This is a genomic window from Caballeronia sp. AZ10_KS36 (assembly GCF_023631105.1).
Taxonomy (GTDB): domain Bacteria; phylum Pseudomonadota; class Gammaproteobacteria; order Burkholderiales; family Burkholderiaceae; genus Caballeronia.
Genome location: NZ_JALQDQ010000028.1, coordinates 169,187 through 187,273, shown reverse-complemented (window position 1 = coordinate 187,273; position 18,087 = coordinate 169,187). Strand labels below are relative to the sequence as shown.

General features: G+C 64.0%; 17 protein-coding genes and 1 CRISPR repeat array. Of the genes, 3 read left to right on the top strand and 14 right to left on the bottom strand.

Annotated features, from left to right (window positions below; translation table 11 throughout):
• Window positions 1-113: 113 nt before the first annotated feature.
• Window positions 114-2,032: direct repeats of the CRISPR family, unit length 28 nt; unit sequence GGTTCCTCCGCGTACGCGGAGATAGGCC.
• A 65-nt stretch (window positions 2,033-2,097) separates the two neighbouring features.
• The 7 genes from NCR35_RS19270 to NCR35_RS19240 are packed head-to-tail and all read right to left on the bottom strand — an operon-like array spanning window position 2,098 to window position 9,414.
• A complete protein-coding gene (locus NCR35_RS19270; protein WP_250535682.1) occupies window positions 2,098-2,361 on the bottom strand; it encodes a hypothetical protein in 264 nt (87 codons plus the stop codon).
• Window positions 2,358-2,786: a dihydroneopterin aldolase gene (locus NCR35_RS19265; RefSeq protein WP_250535681.1), complete on the bottom strand. Its 429-nt coding sequence runs from the start codon at window positions 2,784-2,786 to the stop codon at window positions 2,358-2,360. The genes NCR35_RS19270 and NCR35_RS19265 overlap by 4 nt, the downstream gene beginning before the upstream one ends.
• Window positions 2,783-3,448 (bottom strand): sarcosine oxidase subunit gamma, encoded by a 666-nt coding sequence (locus NCR35_RS19260; protein WP_250535680.1) that lies wholly within the window; start codon window positions 3,446-3,448, stop codon window positions 2,783-2,785. The genes NCR35_RS19265 and NCR35_RS19260 overlap by 4 nt, the downstream gene beginning before the upstream one ends.
• Entirely contained in the window at window positions 3,438-6,440 is a 3,003-nt protein-coding gene (locus tag NCR35_RS19255; protein WP_250535679.1) for a sarcosine oxidase subunit alpha family protein, read from the bottom strand. The genes NCR35_RS19260 and NCR35_RS19255 overlap by 11 nt, the downstream gene beginning before the upstream one ends.
• Window positions 6,437-6,736 carry a sarcosine oxidase subunit delta gene (locus NCR35_RS19250; protein WP_250535678.1) on the bottom strand — a complete coding sequence of 100 codons (300 nt, stop codon included), beginning with the start codon at window positions 6,734-6,736 and terminating at the stop codon, window positions 6,437-6,439. Before NCR35_RS19250 ends, NCR35_RS19255 begins: the two co-directional genes overlap by 4 nt.
• Window positions 6,737-6,749: 13 nt before the next feature.
• Window positions 6,750-7,994, bottom strand: a complete 1,245-nt coding sequence (locus NCR35_RS19245; RefSeq protein WP_175940837.1) for a sarcosine oxidase subunit beta family protein — start codon at window positions 7,992-7,994, stop codon at window positions 6,750-6,752.
• Window positions 7,995-8,019: 25 nt separating this feature from the next.
• On the bottom strand, window positions 8,020-9,414 hold the full coding sequence (locus tag NCR35_RS19240; protein ID WP_250535677.1) for an L-serine ammonia-lyase: 1,395 nt from the start codon (window positions 9,412-9,414) through the stop codon (window positions 8,020-8,022).
• 308 nt (window positions 9,415-9,722) lie between these two features.
• Between NCR35_RS19240 and NCR35_RS19235 the strand changes: the two genes are divergently transcribed.
• The 3 genes from NCR35_RS19235 (at window position 9,723) to NCR35_RS19225 (ending at window position 12,030) form a co-directional block, all read left to right on the top strand.
• Window positions 9,723-10,037, top strand: coding sequence for a hypothetical protein (locus tag NCR35_RS19235; RefSeq protein ID WP_206469030.1), 315 nt, complete (start codon window positions 9,723-9,725; stop codon window positions 10,035-10,037).
• Between the two features lie 118 nt (window positions 10,038-10,155).
• The gene (locus NCR35_RS19230; RefSeq protein ID WP_250535676.1) at window positions 10,156-11,241 is read left to right on the top strand and encodes a GlxA family transcriptional regulator; all 1,086 of its coding nucleotides are present in this window, start codon (window positions 10,156-10,158) and stop codon (window positions 11,239-11,241) included.
• Between the two features lie 24 nt (window positions 11,242-11,265).
• Window positions 11,266-12,030: a class II aldolase/adducin family protein gene (locus tag NCR35_RS19225; protein ID WP_250535675.1), complete on the top strand. Its 765-nt coding sequence runs from the start codon at window positions 11,266-11,268 to the stop codon at window positions 12,028-12,030.
• Between the two features lie 32 nt (window positions 12,031-12,062).
• Here the strand turns inward: NCR35_RS19225 and NCR35_RS19220 are convergent, their stop codons facing one another.
• The 7 genes from NCR35_RS19220 to NCR35_RS19190 all read right to left on the bottom strand — a co-directional run bounded on the left by NCR35_RS19220 (window position 12,063) and on the right by NCR35_RS19190 (window position 18,049).
• Window positions 12,063-13,055 carry a GlxA family transcriptional regulator gene (locus NCR35_RS19220; RefSeq protein ID WP_250535674.1) on the bottom strand — a complete coding sequence of 331 codons (993 nt, stop codon included), beginning with the start codon at window positions 13,053-13,055 and terminating at the stop codon, window positions 12,063-12,065.
• 7 nt (window positions 13,056-13,062) lie between these two features.
• Complete coding sequence (gene choW, locus NCR35_RS19215; protein ID WP_244849695.1) at window positions 13,063-13,965, bottom strand: choline ABC transporter permease subunit; 903 nt, start codon at window positions 13,963-13,965, stop codon at window positions 13,063-13,065.
• The gene (locus NCR35_RS19210; protein ID WP_244849694.1) at window positions 13,958-15,136 is read right to left on the bottom strand and encodes a quaternary amine ABC transporter ATP-binding protein; all 1,179 of its coding nucleotides are present in this window, start codon (window positions 15,134-15,136) and stop codon (window positions 13,958-13,960) included. Before NCR35_RS19210 ends, choW begins: the two co-directional genes overlap by 8 nt.
• Window positions 15,137-15,391: 255 nt before the next feature.
• Window positions 15,392-16,009 carry a flavin reductase family protein gene (locus NCR35_RS19205; protein WP_250535673.1) on the bottom strand — a complete coding sequence of 206 codons (618 nt, stop codon included), beginning with the start codon at window positions 16,007-16,009 and terminating at the stop codon, window positions 15,392-15,394.
• Between the two features lie 233 nt (window positions 16,010-16,242).
• On the bottom strand, window positions 16,243-16,395 hold the full coding sequence (locus NCR35_RS19200) for a hypothetical protein (RefSeq protein ID WP_250535672.1): 153 nt from the start codon (window positions 16,393-16,395) through the stop codon (window positions 16,243-16,245).
• Window positions 16,396-16,609: 214 nt separating this feature from the next.
• On the bottom strand, window positions 16,610-17,245 hold the full coding sequence (locus NCR35_RS19195; protein WP_250535715.1) for a hypothetical protein: 636 nt from the start codon (window positions 17,243-17,245) through the stop codon (window positions 16,610-16,612).
• Between the two features lie 120 nt (window positions 17,246-17,365).
• On the bottom strand, window positions 17,366-18,049 hold the full coding sequence (locus tag NCR35_RS19190) for an MgtC/SapB family protein (RefSeq protein ID WP_250535671.1): 684 nt from the start codon (window positions 18,047-18,049) through the stop codon (window positions 17,366-17,368).
• Between the last annotated feature and the right edge of the window lie 38 nt (window positions 18,050-18,087).

Genomic DNA, 18,087 nt, shown 5'->3' with positions numbered 1-18,087 from the left:
AACGACCGCATTTGACAGCGGATTCTCGACTCACCATACTCGCGTGCAGAGAAGCGAATTCGAGACATCGGATATGCGGGTTGTTCTTTAACATCATTGAGTTAGGTGGTAGAGGTTCCTCCGCGTACGCGGAGATAGGCCGTTCTGCGGCTGGGCGGTGCGGGGGCGGGAGATGGTTCCTCCGCGTACGCGGAGATAGGCCATTGCGCAGATAACAGATCAAGCATTGCACGAAGGTTCCTCCGCGTACGCGGAGATAGGCCGTGATGGCGGTGAGTCAAGCCGGAGCGGTGGCAGGTTCCTCCGCGTACGCGGAGATAGGCCTCATCGGCGCAGACCTGTTCTCCGAGCCGCCCGGGTTCCTCCGCGTACGCGGAGATAGGCCCGTTGAAACGCCGTCGTAAAGCAGCGCGTTACGGGTTCCTCCGCGTACGCGGAGATAGGCCCCAGTTGTAGCCATTCTCCTTCAATGCAAGCGCGGTTCCTCCGCGTACGCGGAGATAGGCCCGGCGTTCAGTCGGTCTACGGTGCTGTGCTCAAGGTTCCTCCGCGTACGCGGAGATAGGCACTGGTCGAGCGGCTTTGATGCGCGCGGGTCTTCGGTTCCTCCGCGTACGCGGAGATAGGCCGCCGTGCTCGCGCATGACGGCGCAGAATGCCTCGGTTCCTCCGCGTACGCGGAGATAGGCCCTATCTGCGGCAAGACGAGCGCAGACAGGACCTGGTTCCTCCGCGTACGCGGAGATAGGCCTCAATACGCGACCGGATTGGAAGACGGTCAAGCGGTTCCTCCGCGTACGCGGAGATAGGCCCCCGGAGCCGAAACCCGGCGGCAACGACGACAAGGTTCCTCCGCGTACGCGGAGATAGGCCCTGCATGACCGGGCCATCAGTGGCATTGCTCGGGGTTCCTCCGCGTACGCGGAGATAGGCCCTTGCTCAAGCGTCTGAGCCGTGCGCCGCAGATGGTTCCTCCGCGTACGCGGAGATAGGCCGTCGCGGCGGCATTCTCTGCGGCGTTGCTGGCCGGTTCCTCCGCGTACGCGGAGATAGGCCCTACGCCGCTGCGAGCAAGGCGCTCGGCGTCGAGGTTCCTCCGCGTACGCGGAGATAGGCCCGACTGGTTGCCTCTGTCGATCAACGCCATCGCGGTTCCTCCGCGTACGCGGAGATAGGCCCCGGCGTCTGCACGCGCCCCGCAGTCACACGCGGGTTCCTCGGCGTACGCGGAGATAGGCCCCAGGATGATCGCGTTTGGCAGCGCCCACCCCCGGTTCCTCCGTGTACGCGGAGATAGGCCCCCGCGGTCCGATATCGAGCAGCTGCGAGGCGCGGTCCCTCAGCGTACGCGGAGATAGGCCTTGTCGACGTTGACCGAGCCCGCGATCTCCTGCGGTTCCTCCGCGTACGCGGAGATAGGCCCCACAGTTCACGCTCGATCTGACTGTTCGGGTAGGTTCCTCCGCGTACGCGGAGATAGGCCGTGCGAGCACAACGGCATCAAGTTTGACAGTCTGGTTCCTCCGCGTACGCGGAGATAGGCCGTACGGGAGGCTTTCGAGCGACTGGCGCGATGAGGTTCCTCCGCGTAGGCGGAAATAGGCCGTCTCCGGCTCCGTCCGGCCAGCACCGCGCGGGGGTTCCTCCGCGTAGGCGGAGATAGGCCCGAAATCGATTCGACCGTTCTGCGAAGCAAGGCGGTTCCTCCGCGTGCGCGGAGATAGGCCCTGTTCGACCACGCGTGTGGCCGCCGCATCATCGGTTCCTCCGCGTACGCGGAGATAGGCCTCATCACGCTGCACCGCTCGCCTGTTACATGCGGGTTCCTCCGCGTACGCGGAGATAGGCCCGTAGGGGAAAACAGTGGACATGCGTGCTTTATGGTTCCTCCGCTTACGCGGAGATAGACCCTACTGGATGGACGTCCTACGCGCCGACATCGTGGTTCCTCCGCGTATGCGGAGATAGGCCCGCCTCGTTCCTGTCCGCGAGCACGCCACCGAGCGTTCCTCCGCATAAGCGGAGATCGACCGCACACGCTCTCTCTTCTCGCTCTCGCGCTCGCTTCCTCCGCCCATACGGAGACAACTCAACCCCCTAACCCCCCAACCTCCCCCGCGCCGCCCTCACCACCCCCGCCAACGCCTCCCCACTCAACCTCGAAGCGACCTCCTCAACATACACATGATGCCGCCCCTCAAGCGCCGCACCGAGATACTGCGCGTGCAAGTACCGAATCAGCGCAATCCGCCGATGCCCCAACGCGATGCTCCTATCAAGCAACGCCAGCGCCGCGTGCGCATCGTGCTCCTTACAAGCGCGTTCGGAAAGCCGCGCCGCCGCATCGCGCGATGCGTTCATGCGCTCGACACAGCCAACGCCTGCTGCACACGCCACGCATCGTAATCCGCGCGCCGCCAGTCGAGTTCCAGCGCGAGCCTTCGCGTGCCCTCGCGAATCTTCGGCTTGGAGAGCGCAAGCGTCAGCGCATCGAGCGCCGGCCATTCATCGAACGATAACGCGGCGATCTCCACCGCAAGCGTTTCGAGCAAGCGCGTATGCGTCTTCTCTTGCAGATACGCCGTCACGCGATTGCACCACGCCTCGTAATCGATCAGCTCGTCTTCGCGAGGCATGCCGCGATACCGCAGGCTCGCATCGATGGATAAAGCCTGCGGCGCGCGATGCTCGTGCTCATAAAGCCCGACGCGCGTCATCACGACGAGTTCATCGACGATGACGCGCCACCCTTGTCCGCCCGCATGCAACGGCTCGTACGGTTTCATGCGAGTAGCGGCTCGGCCGCATCGAGCATGATCTTCACGAAGTAATCCGCGAAGCTGCGACGCACGATGATCTCGAAGCGATCGCCGCCCAGAGGCACCAGCGTGATCGACGCCTTGAAGTAGTGGCTCTGCGCACACTGTCCCGCGCCGAAGACCTTCGGATGCAGATCGAGCGGACAGCCGCGCGAAAGCACATCGCGCGTGCGAGGACCGTCGATATCGAGCACCGTATAACCGCTGCCAATATCCACCGCCGATGCGAACACGCCCGCGAAGGCTTCGCGCAATCGCGCTTCGAGCGGCGCCGCGCGCGATGCATCGTGCTGCGCCTCGGACACCACGAGCCATTCGTCCGGCCCGAGCCACAGCATGTCGTAGCCGTTGCCCTTCGCGATGGTGTTCGGCATCGAAGGCGGCGCGCAGCCGATCACGCTCTCCGCCGCACGCAAGAACGCGGCATCGCGTGTATCGCCGCGCACGTTCACGAGTTGCAGGAACGGACGCTCCGTCAGGCGAAACGCCTTCGATGCGCCCGTATGATGCGCCTTCATCAGCGCATCCGCGCCCACGAGCGGCGACTCCTGCCACGTCGGGCCGAGGTTGCTCTGCCCGACCGTCATGCGATCCACAACGGTCGAGGAAGCTTTGGTTTCATTCCACATGTTGACGTGCTCCTTCGCTGTCGTAGAACACCGAACTGGTGATTTTCGCGTTGATTTGCTTGCCGCTCGCAAGCGGAATCGTGACGGTTTCGCCGATCTTGTCGAGCCCGCCCTTCACGACGGCCAACGCAATCGAACGCTTCAAAACAGGGCTGTAATAGCTGGACGTCACGTGACCGAGCATCGGCGCGGTATCGCCCTGGAAGGGACCCGCCACGATCTGCGATCCCTCGGGCAGCACGAACGAAGGATCGTCCGTGAGCAAGCCGACGAACTGCTTGCGTCCCGCCTTCGCGGTATCCGAGCGCGTGAGCGAGCGTTTGCCGATGAAGTCCTTCGACTTCGCGACGAGGCCGCCCATGCCGAGGTCGAACGGCGTCATCGAGCCATCGGTATCTTGCCCGACGATGATGTAGCCCTTCTCCGCGCGCAGCACGTGCATGGTTTCGGTGCCGTACGGCGTGATGTCGAACTCCGCGCCCGCTTCCATGATGGCTTCCCACACCGCGCGGCCCACGTTCGCCGGCACGTTCACTTCGTAGGCCAGTTCGCCCGAGAAGCTGATGCGCATGACACGCGCCGATGCACCCGCCACCGTGCCATCGCGATAGCTCATGAACGGGAATGCGGCGTTGGCGAAGTCGATGTCCTGACACACCTTTTGCAGCACCTTGCGGCTATTCGGTCCGACCACGGCGAACGTCGCCCAATGGTCCGTCACCGATGCGAGCCGCACGCGCATGTCGGGCCATTCGGTTTGCAGCCAGCGTTCGAGCCACGTGAGCACGCGCGCCGCGCCGCCGGTGGTCGTCGTCATCATGTAGTGATGTTCGGCGAGGCGCACGGTCACGCCGTCATCGAAGATCATGCCGTTCTCGTCGAGCATCAGGCCATAGCGGCATTTGCCGACTTCCAGCTTGCTCCACGGGTTCGTGTACACCCAGTTCAGCAGCTTCGCGGCATCGGGGCCCTGAATGTCGATCTTGCCGAGCGTCGATGCATCGAGAATGCCGACGCTCTGACGCACCGCGAGCGATTCACGCGCGACCGCCGCGTGCATGTCTTCGCCGCCCTTCGGGTAGTACCAGGGGCGCTTCCAGTTGCCGACGTCCTCGAACATCGCGCCGTTCTGCACGTGCCATTCGTGAACGGCGGTCTTGCGCACGGGATCGAGAAATTCGCCCAGTTCGCGGCCCGCGAACGTGCCGAACGTGACAGGCGTGTAGTTCGGGCGGAACGTGGTGGTGCCCGTCTCCGGAATGGTCTTGCCGAGCGCCTGCGCAAGAATCGCCATGCCGTTGATGTTGCCGAGCTTGCCCTGATCCGTGCCGAAGCCCATCGCCGTATAACGCTTGACGTGCTCCACGGATTCGAAGCCTTCGCGCGCGGCGAGATAGATATCGGCGGCGGAAACGTCGTTCTGGAAATCGACGAACTGCTTCGGTCCGCGCGTCGCGAGTTCGCGTCCGCCGACGAGCCACAGCGGCATGATCGGCGCTTCAGCGATCTCCGCGACCTTCACCGGCTGCGTCCGCGCCACGATATGTCCCGCTGCGCGCGCGGCTTCCGCGCCCGCTTCGAGACCGAAGCGAATGCCGCGTGCCAGCGTGAAGTCGCCCGCGCATGCACCGACGCTCGTCTCCGCCTGCATCGCCTTGCCGGGGACGAAGCATGCTTTCTCATCGTGCCAATGTGCCTTGCCGCCGGATTGCGCGAAGAGATGCAGCACCGGGCTCCATCCGCCGGACATCGCGACGAGATCGCAAGGCAGGTCGGCTTGCTTCGCGCCGACCGTGCCGTTCGCATACGAAGCCACTTCCACCGACGACACGCGCAGCTTGCCGTGCGCTGCCGTCACCACGGCGTCGTTCATCACGCGCACGCCGTAGCGTCGCGCGGCTGCGGGCAATGCGCCCTTGGTTTCTGCAGGACGCGGATCGACAACCGTGACCTGCGCGCCCGCCGCCTTGAGATCGAGCGCGCATTGATACGCGTCGTCGTTGTTGGCGAACACCACTGCGTTGCGGCCCGGCAGCACCGCATAGCGATGCAGATACGTCGATACCGCGGACGCCAGCATCACGCCCGGCAGATCGTTGTTGCCGAACACGATGGGACGCTCGTGCGCGCCCGTCGCGAGAATCACGCGCTTGGCCCGCACTTTCCACATCAGTTCGCGCGTGCCCTTGCGCATCGACACGGGCAAGTGATCGGTCAGCCGCTGCGTCACCGTCACGAGGTTGTGGTCCTGATAGCCGAACGCCGTGCTGCGTGAAAGTATCTTCACGTCGGGCATGTTGCGCAATTCGGCTTCGATTTTCTGCACCCATTGCAGCGCGGGCTTGCCGTCGATCTCCGCGCGGCAAGAGAGCAGCGAGCCGCCCAGTTCGCGCTGATCGTCGACGAGAATCACGCGCGCGCCGGACAGGCCCGCCGCATACGCCGCAGCGAGACCCGACGGCCCGCCGCCGACGACGAGCACGTCGCAATGCGCGAAGCACTTGTCGTAGCGGTCCGCGTCGCGTTCCTCGGGCGCCTTGCCGAGACCGGCTGCATCGCGAATCACTTCCTCGTACTTCGGCCAGAGCTTGCGCGGCCACATGAACGTCTTGTAGTAGAAGCCCGCCGGAAGGAAGCGCGCGAACTTCTGATTGATCGCCATGCGATCGTTCTCGATGTTCGGCTTCGCGTTCACGCTCTCCGCGACGAGTCCCTGATACAGCTCCACTTCGGTCGCGCGCGCGTTCGGCACCGTATAAGCGCCTTTTTCGAGCTGCACGACCGCGTTCGGTTCTTCCACGCCCGCCGTCACGATGCCGCGCGGCCGGTGATACTTCCAGCTTCGCGCGACGAAGTGTTGCCCGTTGGCGAGCAGCGCGGACGCGAGCGTGTCGCCCTGAAAACCCTGATACGTCTTGCCGTTAAATGTGAAGGTCAGCGCGATGGCGCGATTGATGCGCCCGCCCGTGGCGAGTCGGTCTTTCTGGCTCATTTCGACGCTCCCTCGTTGTTGTCCATCACAGCCAGCGGACGGTCGAACGTCTCGTAGCCCTGTATCTCGTAGCTCACCGTGTCACGCTGCGCCTTGAACCAGCGGCGGCAGCCTTGCGCGTGCATCCATTGTTCGCGATGCACGCCGCGCGGGTTTTTGCGCATGAAGAGGTAATCGCCCCATTCCTTGTCGGTGAGCTTTTCCGTTTCCAGCGGGCGCGCAATGTCCGCTTCGCCGCCGCAGGAAAATTCGCTTTCGGCGCGCGGCCCGCACCAGGGGCATTCGATCAGCAACATGTTCAGTACTCCTTCAGTGCGCCACGGCAGCCGCGCCGTGTTCGTCGATCAGATGGCCGGTATAGAAGCGGTCGAGCGAGAAAGGCGCATTCAGCGGATGCGGCTCGTCTTTCGCGATGGTGTGCGCGTACGCCCAGCCGGAACCCGGCGTCGCCTTGAAGCCGCCCGTGCCCCATCCGCAATTGAAGTAGAGGCCCTTCACGTCGGTCTTGCTGATGATCGGGCATGCGTCCGGCGAGACATCGACGATGCCGCCCCACTGGCGGTTCATGCGCACGCGCGAGAACACGGGGAACATCTCGACGATCGCTTCCAGCGTGCCTTCGATGATCTGAAAGCTGCCGCGCTGCCCGAAGCCCGTGTACTGATCGACGCCCGCGCCGATCACGAGATCGCCCTTGTCGGACTGGCTGATGTACGCGTGCACCGCGTTCGACATGACCACTGTGTTGACCACCGGCTTGATCGGCTCGGACACGAGCGCCTGCAACGGATGGCTTTCGAGCGGCAGGCGCACGCCCGCCATGTCCGCGAGCGTCGTCGTGTTGCCGGCCGCGACGATCGCAACTTTCTTCGCCTTGATATGGCCTTTGGTGGTATCGACGCCGGTCACGCGATTGCCCTCGCGCCGAATGCCCACCACCTGACAGTTCTGGATGATGTCCACGCCCGCCTGATCCGCGCCGCGCGCGAAGCCCCAGGCCACCGCATCGTGACGCGCGACGCCGCCGCGCCGCTGAATCGACGCGCCCAGCACCGGATAGCGGCTATTGAGGTTGATGGTCGGCTCGATCTCCTTGATCTGCGCAGGCGTCAGGAACTCGGCATCGACGCCATTGAGCCGGTTGGCATTCACGCGGCGCTCGGTATCGCGCACGTCTTGCAGCGTGTGCGCGAGGTTCATCACGCCGCGCTGGCTGAACATCACGTTGTAGTTGAGGTCTTGCGAAAGACCTTCCCACAGCTTCATCGCCTTCTCGTACAGCGCGGCGGATTCGTCCCACAGATAGTTGGATCGCACGATGGTCGTATTGCGCGCGGTATTGCCGCCGCCGATCCAGCCCTTCTCCAGAATCGCGACGTTCGTGATGCCGTGCTCTTTCGCGAGATAGTAGGCCGTCGCGAGGCCGTGCCCGCCGCCACCGACGATCACCACGTCGTATTCGCGCTTGGGCTCCGGGCTGCGCCATTGGCGCTCCCAGTTCTCGTGATACGACATGCCGTTGCGCAGCAGGCTGAATATCGAATAGCGGCTCATGTGTTTCTTCCTTCGTAGCGGTGTTTCAGCACTCGATGACGTTCACGGCCAGCCCGCCGCGCGACGTCTCCTTGTATTTCGTCTTCATGTCCGCGCCTGTTTCGCGCATGGTCTTGATGACCGAATCGAGCGAGACGTAATGCTGGCCGTCGCCCTTCATCGCCATGCGCGCGGCGTTGATCGCCTTGATCGCGCCCATCGCGTTGCGTTCGATGCACGGAATCTGCACGAGGCCGCCGACGGGGTCGCACGTCATGCCGAGGTTGTGTTCCATGCCTATTTCAGCGGCGTTTTCCACTTGCGCAGGCGTGCCGCCCATCACGGCAGCAAGCGCGGCGGCGGCCATCGAGCACGCGACGCCCACTTCGCCCTGACAGCCCACTTCCGCGCCGGAAATCGAAGCCGTCTCCTTGTAGATGATGCCGATGGCCGCTGCCGTCAGAAGAAAGCGGACGATGCCTTCGTCGTTCGCGCCGTGCATGAACTTCACGTAGTAGTGCAGCACGGCGGGAATCACGCCCGCCGCGCCGTTGGTCGGCGCAGTGACCACGCGTCCGCCCGAAGCGTTTTCTTCGTTGACGGCCATCGCGTAGAGATTCACCCAGTCGAGCATCGAGAGCGGATCGCGCAGCGATTCCTCGGAACGCGAGCGCAGTTGCGCGCACAGGTCCGCTGCGCGCCGCTTGACCTGCATCGGTCCCGGCAGATCGCCGCGCTCCTTGCAGCCGCGCTCGACGCACGCGGCCATCACGCGCCATACGGCCAGCATGCCCTCGCGCACCTCGTCTTCGCTGCGATTCGCGCATTCGTTTTTCATCGCGACATCGGCGATAGACAGACCTGTCTCCCGGCAGATGCGCATGAGATCGTCGCCGGTGCGAAACGGATACGGCACGCTCGCGCCGGCGCGCACGCCGTTCACGCGCTCGCCTTCGCGGTTCGTGACGAACCCGCCGCCGACCGAGTAATACTCCTTCTCGACGAGCAGTTGACCGTTTTCATCGAACGCCTGAAAGCGCATGCCGTTCGGATGCACCATGCTCGAGCCCGCCGCGCCGGGCATCAGCTTGCGATAGAAGCCGATGTGCTCGCGCTCGTCGAACACGATGGCGCGCTTGCCGAGCAAGTTCAGACGCTTGGTCGCGCGGATGTCGGCGAGGCGCGGCGCGATCGCGTCCGGGTCGATCAGATCGGGCAGATTGCCTTCCAGCCCGAGCAGCACGGCCTTGTCGGTGCCGTGGCCCTTGCCCGTTGCGCCGAGCGAACCGAACAACTCGGCGCGCACGCGTGTGACGAAGCCGAGCAGATTCGCGTCCTCGATATGCGACGCGAAGCGGCACGCCGCGATCATCGGCCCGACGGTATGCGAGCTGGAAGGTCCGATGCCGATCTTGAACAGATCGAAAACGCTGACATTCATGGCGTGGCCTCAAGGTTGGCGGTTCGCGTCGTTCGAATGAGCGAGCGCGTTCGACATGGCCTCATTGCACCAAACCGCAATTCCGGCAGATAGAACAAAAACGGCATGGAAATGGGATGGCGGCGTCAGCGCCTACCAGAGCGCGCAGGCCGCAGCGCGTTCTTGCGCAGTTTCGTTGCAAACCGGGGCATTTTTGAGATTGCTCCGAACGGCTAAACAAATGCGCCTCGGTATATTCCCTAGGTCCGTGAGAGCTCGCGCGAATGCGTCTCTCGTCTTCCAGTCCCCCGTTTATCCCGTTTGCAGCAATGGAAAGTCACGCTCTTCCCGATCAGTTCTTCAAGTCCTGGGTGTTTGCGTTTCTTGTCGGCGTCGGCGTCGTCGGCGCGCTTCAGGCCACAGGCGTTCTGGCTCCCGAACACGTGCTCACCCGCGAAGCGCCTTTGTGGGTCGCGCTGATGCTCGTCTGCTCGATCGATCCGGTATTGCGCTACTTCGGCGTCTTGAAAGCCGAGGTCGAGCAGCGTTGGGGCGATTACACCGTAGCAAGCCTGCTCGGCCGTTCGACGGGCGCGCTGATCGGCGGCGTGTTCGCCTGGGCGTTCGCTGTTCTCGGCGCCTGATTCATCGCTTCACGCCGCGCGTTCTGCGCGGCGTTTCCTTCCTTTCTGACGATGCGCCCGTTGCGCGCGCCCGGTGTTATGCTCGCCGCATACCCCAGAGCCGCCGCACCGCACGCGCATGAATCCCGCAGAATCCCTTCCGCCGCTTTCCATCGACGGCCAATCGAAATCGCGCATCCGCTTCGGCATCGTACTGTTGCCGAACTTCACGCTGACCGCGTTCTCGGGCTTCGTCGATCTGCTGCGTCTTTCCGCTGACGAAGGCGACTTCAGCCGCCCGGTGCGCTGCTCGTGGAGCGTGATCGGCGAAACGCTCGCGCCCGTGCGCGCTAGCTGCGGCATCCAGATCACGCCGTGGGAAACCTACGAGCAGGCCGAACCGTTCGACTACGTGGTCGTCGTCGGCGGCCTGCTGCATTCCGGGGCTTCCGCGAGCGATGCCACGCTGCAGTTCATTCGCCGCGCCGCCGCGCGCGACGCGACTATCGTCGGCATGTGCACGGGCGTTTTCACGCTGATGCGCGCGGGCGTGCTCGACGGCCATCGCGTGTGCGTGAGCTGGTTCCACTACTGGGACTTCGTCGAGCGTTTCCCGCAAGCGGACGAGCAACTGCTCGTCGCGGACCGGCTGTTCGTGATCGACAGAAGGCGCATCACGTGCTCGGGCGGGCGGGCTTCCATCGACGTGGCCGCCGCCATCCTGCTGCGGCACTTCGAGACCGCGACGGTGCAAAAGGCGCTGCGCATTCTGCTCGTCGACGACATGCAGAAAGGCAACGCGCCGCAGCCGCATCCGCCGGGCCTCGCGCCCGCCACGCATCCGAAGGTCAAGCGCGCAATTCTTCTGATGGAGCAGCACGTCGGCCGTTCGCTCACGCTCGATGAACTCGCGCACAAGCTGGACATGTCGACGCGGCAACTCGAACGCCTCTTCAAGGCCGAGACGGGCAAGGCGCCGCAGGCGTACGCCAAGCAGGTGCGGCTGCGCACGGCCGCGTGGCTGCTGACGAGTTCGGACAAGACGGTGGCCGATATCGCGTCGAGCTGCGGTTTCTCCGATGCATCGCACCTCGGCCGCGAATTTCGCAAGCAGTTCGGTCTGCCGCCGATGATGTACCGCGAACAGCGCGGCGCAGATACCGAGGAAGTGCATCACGCAATGGACTACGACGAGACGTTTCCCGGCCGCGCGCAGGCCATCTGACCAATTCCAACGAAGGAGACTGGCATGGAGACTCACGGCTATTCGGAAGAAGAGTGGGCGCTACGCTGCGACCTGGCGGCGCTGTACCGCGTGATCGCGCATTTTCGCTGGACCGACATGATCTTCACGCACATCAGTGCGCGCGTGCCGGGGCCGGAGCATCACTTCCTCATCAATCGATACGGCGTGCTCTTCGACGAAATGCGCGCGTCGGACCTCGTGCGCATCGACAGCGAAGGCCGCCCGGTCGATGCGAACGTGGCCGAGCTTCCCGAGCGGTATCGCGTAAATCCGGCGGGCTTCACCATTCACTCGGCCATTCACATGGCGCGGCCGGATGTGGTCTGCGTCGTGCATACGCATACGCCGGCGGGCGCGGCGGTCTCCGCGCAGAAGCAGGGGCTCTTGCCCATCAGCCAGCATGCGCTGAAGTACTACGGGCAGATCGGCTATCACGACTACGAAGGCATCGCGCTGGATCTCGCGGAGCGTGACCGTCTCGTCAACGATCTCGGGCCGCATAACGCGATGATCCTGCGCAATCACGGACTGCTTGCATGCGGCCGTTCGATTCCCGCTGCGTTTCAGGAAATCTATTTCTTGGAGCGGGCCTGCGAGATTCAGCTGCGCGCGCTCGCGGGCGGCGGCGAGCTGAATCTGCCTTCGCCCGAAGTGTGCGAAACGACGGCTGCTCAGTATCGCAGCGACAGCATAGAAAGCATCACCGCGCTGCAATGGCAGGCCGCGTTGCGCATGATCGAAGGCGGCAAGACGGATTATCGAACGTGATCGTGAGCTAGCTTCGTAAAGCTACGGCGGCGTCAAGCGGAAAGTCGCCGCTCCGCGCTCGGCGCATGGCCGAATTGCGCGCGATACGCCTTGCTGAAGTGGCAAGGCGAATGGAAACCGCAGATGCTCGTCACGCGCGCAATCGATGCATCTGTGTTGCGCAACAGATCGCGGGCGCGTCGCAGGCGCAACGTCAGATAGTAGTGCGTCGGCGACACGCTGAGGAACATCTTGAACATGCGCTGAAGATGCCGCTGCGACAGATGCACGAGCCGCGCGAGTTCATCGAGCGACAGCGGCTCTTCGATATTCGCTTCCATCAGCCGCACGACTTCCACCAGTTCCGCCCGCGTGAAGCCGACGCGCGCATCGACCGGAATGTGCTGATAGTCGGTCGACCCGCGTATGCGCTCGACGATGAACTGCTCCGACACTTGCGCCGCATGCGCCTGCCCGAGCCGCAGACTCACGAGATTGAGCATGAGGTCGAGCGGCGCGGTGCCGCCCGTGCAGGTCACGCGGTCACGATCGATCACGAATAGCTCGTCGGCGAAGCGCACATGCGGGAAGCGCTTGTTCACCGGCGACATGTCTTCCCAGTGCAGCGTGCAACGGTAGCCGTCCAGCAACTTGGCCGCGAGGAGCGCATACGGCCCGGTGCAGATGCCGCCAAGCGGCACGCCCGCCTCATGCACGCGCTGCAACAGCGCGATCACGGTGTCGTCGACATAATCGGCGACGTGCCAGCCGCCGCACACGATCAGCACGTCGGGCATGCCTGCTTCGTCCAGCGTCGTCGCGGGCTTGACCGTCATGCCGTTGCTCGCCCGCGCCGGCTCGCCGTCCGGCGTGATGACCGACCATCTGTAGTGCTCCGTGCGGCCGATGTAGTTCGCCATGCGCAGCACTTCGACCGCGCTCGTGAACGCGATCATCGAGAAGTTCGGCAGCGTCAGAAAGCCGAAGTGCGCGAGATGGGCGAGCGGCGAATCGGCGGCTGCGGGGGCGATCGCATCGCGCTTCATGGGCGCATCAACCTTGTTGCGCGGCCGGCGCGCGGCGCACGCGCATCACGGACTTGAAGCCCGAGAACAGCGGCGCGCGAGCCATGCCCGGCGAACGTCCGAAGCTCTCCGTGATGCGGTCCAGGATGATCGCGAGCAACACCACGGACAAGCCGCTCTCGAAGCCCAGACCGATATCCAGCCGCTGAATGCTCGCGAGCACGTCGTTGCCGAGGCCGCCCGCGCCGACCATCGACGCGATGATGACCATCGACAGCGCCATCATGATGGTCTGGTTCACGCCGGTCATGATGGACGGCAGCGCGTTCGGAATCTGCACCTTGTAGAGCAGTTGCCACGGCGTGCAGCCGAACGCCTGACCCGCTTCCACGATCTCGCGATTCACATGCTTGATGCCGAGCGACGTGAGGCGCACTGCGGGCGGCATCGCGAAGATCACGGTCGACAGAATGCCGGGCACGCGGCCGAGGCCGAACAGCATCGCGGCCGGAATCAGATACACGAAGGCAGGCATGGTCTGCATGAGGTCGAGCACGGGGCGCACGACCATTTCGACCATCTTGCTCTTGGCGGTCCATATGCCGAGCGGCACGCCGAGCAACAGGCTGATCAATGTTGAGGACAACGTAAGACCGAGCGTGATGACCATCTGATCCCAGAAGCCTGTCGCGTAGACGAGCAACAGCGAGAGCAGCGTGAAGGCCGCGAAACGCCAGCCGACGCGCCACAAGCCGATGCCGACGAAGATCGCCATGAGCGCCCACATCGGAATGGCCTGAAGGCCGTGTTCGATGAGCGCCGCGAAGCTCTCGATGACTTTGCCGATGGAGTCGAACGTTTTGGCGTCGTGGTCGAGCAGATAGTGGACGCCGTGATCGACCCAGCTACCGAGCGGAATGATTTCAGACATGGGAACCTCGATGGCGCGTTAAGACCTGGAGCACGTTCGTCTTGTTGACCGAACCACAGTACGAACCGTCTGCATCGACCACAGGCAGCGGCGCGGGGCTGGCGACCACGCGGTTCACCACGTCGTCGAGCGTCATGGTTCGCTCAATGCATTCGACGTGATGGATTTGCGGCACCGCGTTGCCCGTGGCGTCGCGCCCGACGAAGCCGCGAATGCGGCGCTCGCCGTCCAGCACGAACGCGTATTCCGCGCTGCCGTTGAGCGTCTTAGCGACGCTCGATGCGTCGATCTGCGGCGAATGCTTCATGACCGGCACGGCATCGGTCTGCATGAGATCGCCGGCCGTGAGGTAACGGCTCGTGTCGATGCCTTCGAAGAAGGCCTGCACGTAGTCATCGGCGGGATTCTTGATGATTTCCTGCGGCGTGCCGATCTGCACCACGCGGCCGCCTTCCATGATCGCGATGCGCGTGCCGATGCGCATGGCTTCTTCGAGATCGTGCGAGACGAAGAGAATCGTGCGGCGCTGCTCGCGCTGAAGGTCGAGCAGCACGTTCTGCATTTCCTTGCGCTTGAGCGGATCGAGCGCGGAAAACGCTTCGTCCATGATCATCAGCGAAGGGTTGACGGCGAGCGCCCGCGCGAGGCCCACGCGCTGCTGCATGCCGCCCGACAACTGCGACGGCAGCTTCTGCGCGAACGGCGCGAGGCCCACTTGTTCGAGCACGGTCATGGCGCGCGATTCGCGTTCCTTGCGTCCGACGCCCGCCACTTCCAGCCCGAACGCGGCGTTGGACAGCACCGTGCGCTGCGGCATCAGCGCAAACGACTGGAACACCATGCTCATGTCCCGGCGGCGCAGCGCCGTGAGTTCCGAGCGCGGCACGGCGGCCACATCGCGCCCGTCGATCAGCACTTTGCCGGCGGTCGGATCGACGAGCCGGTTGATCAGGCGAATCAGCGTCGATTTGCCGGAGCCGGAGAGGCCCATCAGCACGAAGATCTCGCCTTCCCTGACATCGAACGAGACGTTGTGGACGCCGACAATCTGGCCGGTACGCGAGAACACTTCTTCCTTCGACGCACCGCCGGCCAACAGGTCGATCGCCTGTTTGGGGTTGCTGCCAAACACCTTGCACAGCCCTTCGACCACTACCTTGGGGGAATCCATCGACATTCTCCAGAACCGTGGCGGACGCGCTTCCGCGCTCTGCATACATAGTTGCCAGAAAAAAGTGCCGTGAGCCGACTATTTGCGACAATCACATGTGGAAATACGACACCGATTTGTCGCAGTTTTGCGGTAGACAGCCGGACGGCCTTGTGGGACAAGGCTCTGCGGACGAAGGGAGAGAAGCGCGCAACGGTGGACGCGTGTCGCGCCACGACAAGTCGCGGCGCGAAGCCGATGTTTTCGCCTTTGGGGTCAGGCGCTCGGACGGATCATCTGGAACATTTCGCCGATCTCGGCGTAGTCCGCGCGATAACCCGCGCGCATGATCGGGCGCGCGGCGGCGGTATCGAAAAGACCGTCCTTCAAAAACTCGCTGCGGATATGCACGCCCACCACCTGCCCGAGCGCGAGCCAGTTGTTCATCGGCTGGCCGGAGAGGTCGTGGATGCGCACGACTTGCAGCAGCCGGCATTCGAGCGCCGCCGGCGACTCCGCCACGTGCGGCACGTCGACATTGCGGCCGGGCGCTTTCGTCAGCCCGGCGAGCTCGAATTCGTCGATTTCAGGCGCCACCGGCGCGGACGTGCGGTTCATGCGCTCGGCCAGCGGGCGCGTCGACATGTTCCAGACGAATTCGCCGGTCGCCTCGATGTTGCTGATGCTGTCCTTGCGGCCTTCGCTGGAAAAGCCGATCACGTACGGGAATGTCGCGAACGCGCCGAAGAAGCTATACGGCGCGAGGTTCACGCCGCCTTCGGCGGTGCGGCTGGAGATCCAGCCGATGACGCGCGGCGCGACGATTGCCTTGAAGGGGTCATGCGGCAGGCCGTGGCCTTCGCTCGGATCGTAGAAGTGGATGTCGCCGGTCATGAGGGGCCGCGCAATGCGCGATGGTTCGTGAGACCGAAAGGATACCGCGGCGGCTCGTCGGACGACGGGCGCGGAAAAACTGCGGGGGAAGTGATGCCGTGTCGCGCGCTTGGAGCGCGGAAGTGGAATGCTAGAAAACTGCTAGAAAAACTACAGAACTGGCGGGCGGGTGTACGGCGCTTGCCGTCGCATATTGCTTCTACTGTGTGTCCCGCGCCGCCTTTAGCCGCGCATTACAGACGAATGCCGAAAGCCGTGCCGCGTGACTTGCGCTGACGCTCCGATTCACGGAAACGCGCTTGATACGAATAGTCCTTGTCCATCGGCAGATGCGGCGATTCGAACAGCGAAGCAAGTTTTTGCAGCAGTGCGAAGAGGTAGCTCATGTGAGACTCCGGTTAGTGATTGAGGGTTTTCCCTTAGCCATGATTATAGGGTTTGCCCTGCCGGATTCCTAGTGCGATGCAGCATTTCCTTCCCAAAAATGTTGTAGTTTTTCTACAGACACGGCTTTTTTGACCGGCTGGAAAATAGGGGCGGGGCGTGAGGGGCCGCGCGGCGGTCATCCTGCGCGACCCCGAGGCTTGTTGCCGCAGGGGACTATCGCGTGCTGAAGACGTCGGGAACGGTAGGGAGGCACGTCACCGGCTGGGCGATGACGGTCGCGTAGGTCGCGAGCATGGCGCACAGCAGCCAGGCGAACGACTGAAACGAGTGCGAGGCAACCGCCGCGACGTGCCGATCGAGCGAGACGGCATCGGGCGCGTGAAAAGCGGTCGCGGTAGCAAGGAGCGTCGGGCCGTCATCCCCCGGATCAGGCGAGTCGAACGAATCCGCGATCAGATCGCCTTGCATCGGCGTCTCCGCCCGCGCTTCGGCCGGCGCCGCTGCACGCGCTGCGCGCCGCCTCGCCGACGATTCCACCGCCGCCAGAAACACCTCCGGCAACTCGAATCCCTCGAACGTGCCCTGACGAATATCGGTGTTCATCGCCTGCTGGGTGGCGCGTTCCGCGTCCTCGGCGAAGAGGTCGAGCGTTTCGCCGGGGCGGATCGCTTCGCGCAGTTGGGCGACGCGCTGCGCGGTGCGCGCCGGGCTCCGGCGGCCGGTTTTCGCGGAAGGAACGGTATCGTCCGATGAGACGTCAGGATTTCGGGGTACAGCGGAATCTGGCATAGGTCGGAAGCTGCGGATCGAAAGACTGCGGCCGGAACTGCTGGCGCGCAGCGCGCCCATGCGGTCCGGCGATAAATTTCGAGGCCGCATTGTCGCACGGCTGCGGGCCTTATCCAGCGGCTTCGCGCGATGTTTCAGCATTCGATTTCGCATCCGTGCGATGCATCTGCGCGCCGCCGCTCAGACGGTGCCGTCTTCGCGAAACTCGCGGACGACTTCGAGTTGCCGCAAGCGCGCGCAGATCGACCGATACTCTTGCTCGGACACGCGCGACAACTCGACTTGCACCTCGTCCGAATCCGGCGACTCTTCGCTCTGCTGCACAACGAACTGCTTCACGCGCACGCTGCCCGGCCCGAGCGCCTCGTGCAGTGCATGAAACGAAAGCGAGCCGCGATCGACCAGCATCGTCAGTTGTCGGCGCTGCCTCACCGAGATGAAGCGTCGCTCGAGCGGCTTCAGCCCCGCCAGAATGATGAGGATGATTGCGGTCGCCGCAATCGACGCCGTGTACAGGCCGCCGCCGACCGCGAGTCCGATGGCCGCGACGGACCACAGGCTCGCCGCCGTCGTCAGGCCGCGGACGATTTCGCCGCGCAAAAGAATCGAGCCCGCGCCGAGAAAGCCGATGCCCGATACGACCTGCGCCGCCACGCGCGATGGGTCCAGCACCACATGTTCGGCCTTGAGCGCATCTGCGAATCCGAACGCGGACACGATCATGATGAGCGCCGAGCCGACGCACACGAGCATATGCGTGCGCAGGCCGGCGGCCCACGAAAGCCGCTCGCGCTCGAAGCCGATCACGCTGCCGAGCACGGCGGCCATGACGAGCCGGGAAACAAGTTCGACGTTGTTCAACATGTTTTTCTCTCCTCGTGATGCCGGCTTGTCGCGCAACG

Coding starts and splice junctions, on each gene's coding strand:
- NCR35_RS19235 (WP_206469030.1), top strand. CDS start 9,723: ATGGAAAGTCACGCTCTTCCCGATCAGTTCTTCAAGTCCTGGGTGTTT.
- NCR35_RS19245 (WP_175940837.1), bottom strand. CDS start 7,994: ATGAGCCGCTATTCGATATTCAGCCTGCTGCGCAACGGCATGTCGTAT.
- NCR35_RS19195 (WP_250535715.1), bottom strand. CDS start 17,245: ATGGGCGCGCTGCGCGCCAGCAGTTCCGGCCGCAGTCTTTCGATCCGC.
- NCR35_RS19265 (WP_250535681.1), bottom strand. CDS start 2,786: ATGAAACCGTACGAGCCGTTGCATGCGGGCGGACAAGGGTGGCGCGTC.
- NCR35_RS19225 (WP_250535675.1), top strand. CDS start 11,266: ATGGAGACTCACGGCTATTCGGAAGAAGAGTGGGCGCTACGCTGCGAC.
- NCR35_RS19230 (WP_250535676.1), top strand. CDS start 10,156: ATGAATCCCGCAGAATCCCTTCCGCCGCTTTCCATCGACGGCCAATCG.
- NCR35_RS19240 (WP_250535677.1), bottom strand. CDS start 9,414: ATGAATGTCAGCGTTTTCGATCTGTTCAAGATCGGCATCGGACCTTCC.
- NCR35_RS19250 (WP_250535678.1), bottom strand. CDS start 6,736: ATGTTGCTGATCGAATGCCCCTGGTGCGGGCCGCGCGCCGAAAGCGAA.
- NCR35_RS19200 (WP_250535672.1), bottom strand. CDS start 16,395: ATGAGCTACCTCTTCGCACTGCTGCAAAAACTTGCTTCGCTGTTCGAA.
- NCR35_RS19270 (WP_250535682.1), bottom strand. CDS start 2,361: ATGAACGCATCGCGCGATGCGGCGGCGCGGCTTTCCGAACGCGCTTGT.
- NCR35_RS19260 (WP_250535680.1), bottom strand. CDS start 3,448: ATGTGGAATGAAACCAAAGCTTCCTCGACCGTTGTGGATCGCATGACG.
- NCR35_RS19255 (WP_250535679.1), bottom strand. CDS start 6,440: ATGAGCCAGAAAGACCGACTCGCCACGGGCGGGCGCATCAATCGCGCC.
- NCR35_RS19210 (WP_244849694.1), bottom strand. CDS start 15,136: ATGGATTCCCCCAAGGTAGTGGTCGAAGGGCTGTGCAAGGTGTTTGGC.
- NCR35_RS19205 (WP_250535673.1), bottom strand. CDS start 16,009: ATGACCGGCGACATCCACTTCTACGATCCGAGCGAAGGCCACGGCCTG.
- choW (WP_244849695.1), bottom strand. CDS start 13,965: ATGTCTGAAATCATTCCGCTCGGTAGCTGGGTCGATCACGGCGTCCAC.
- NCR35_RS19220 (WP_250535674.1), bottom strand. CDS start 13,055: ATGAAGCGCGATGCGATCGCCCCCGCAGCCGCCGATTCGCCGCTCGCC.
- NCR35_RS19190 (WP_250535671.1), bottom strand. CDS start 18,049: ATGTTGAACAACGTCGAACTTGTTTCCCGGCTCGTCATGGCCGCCGTG.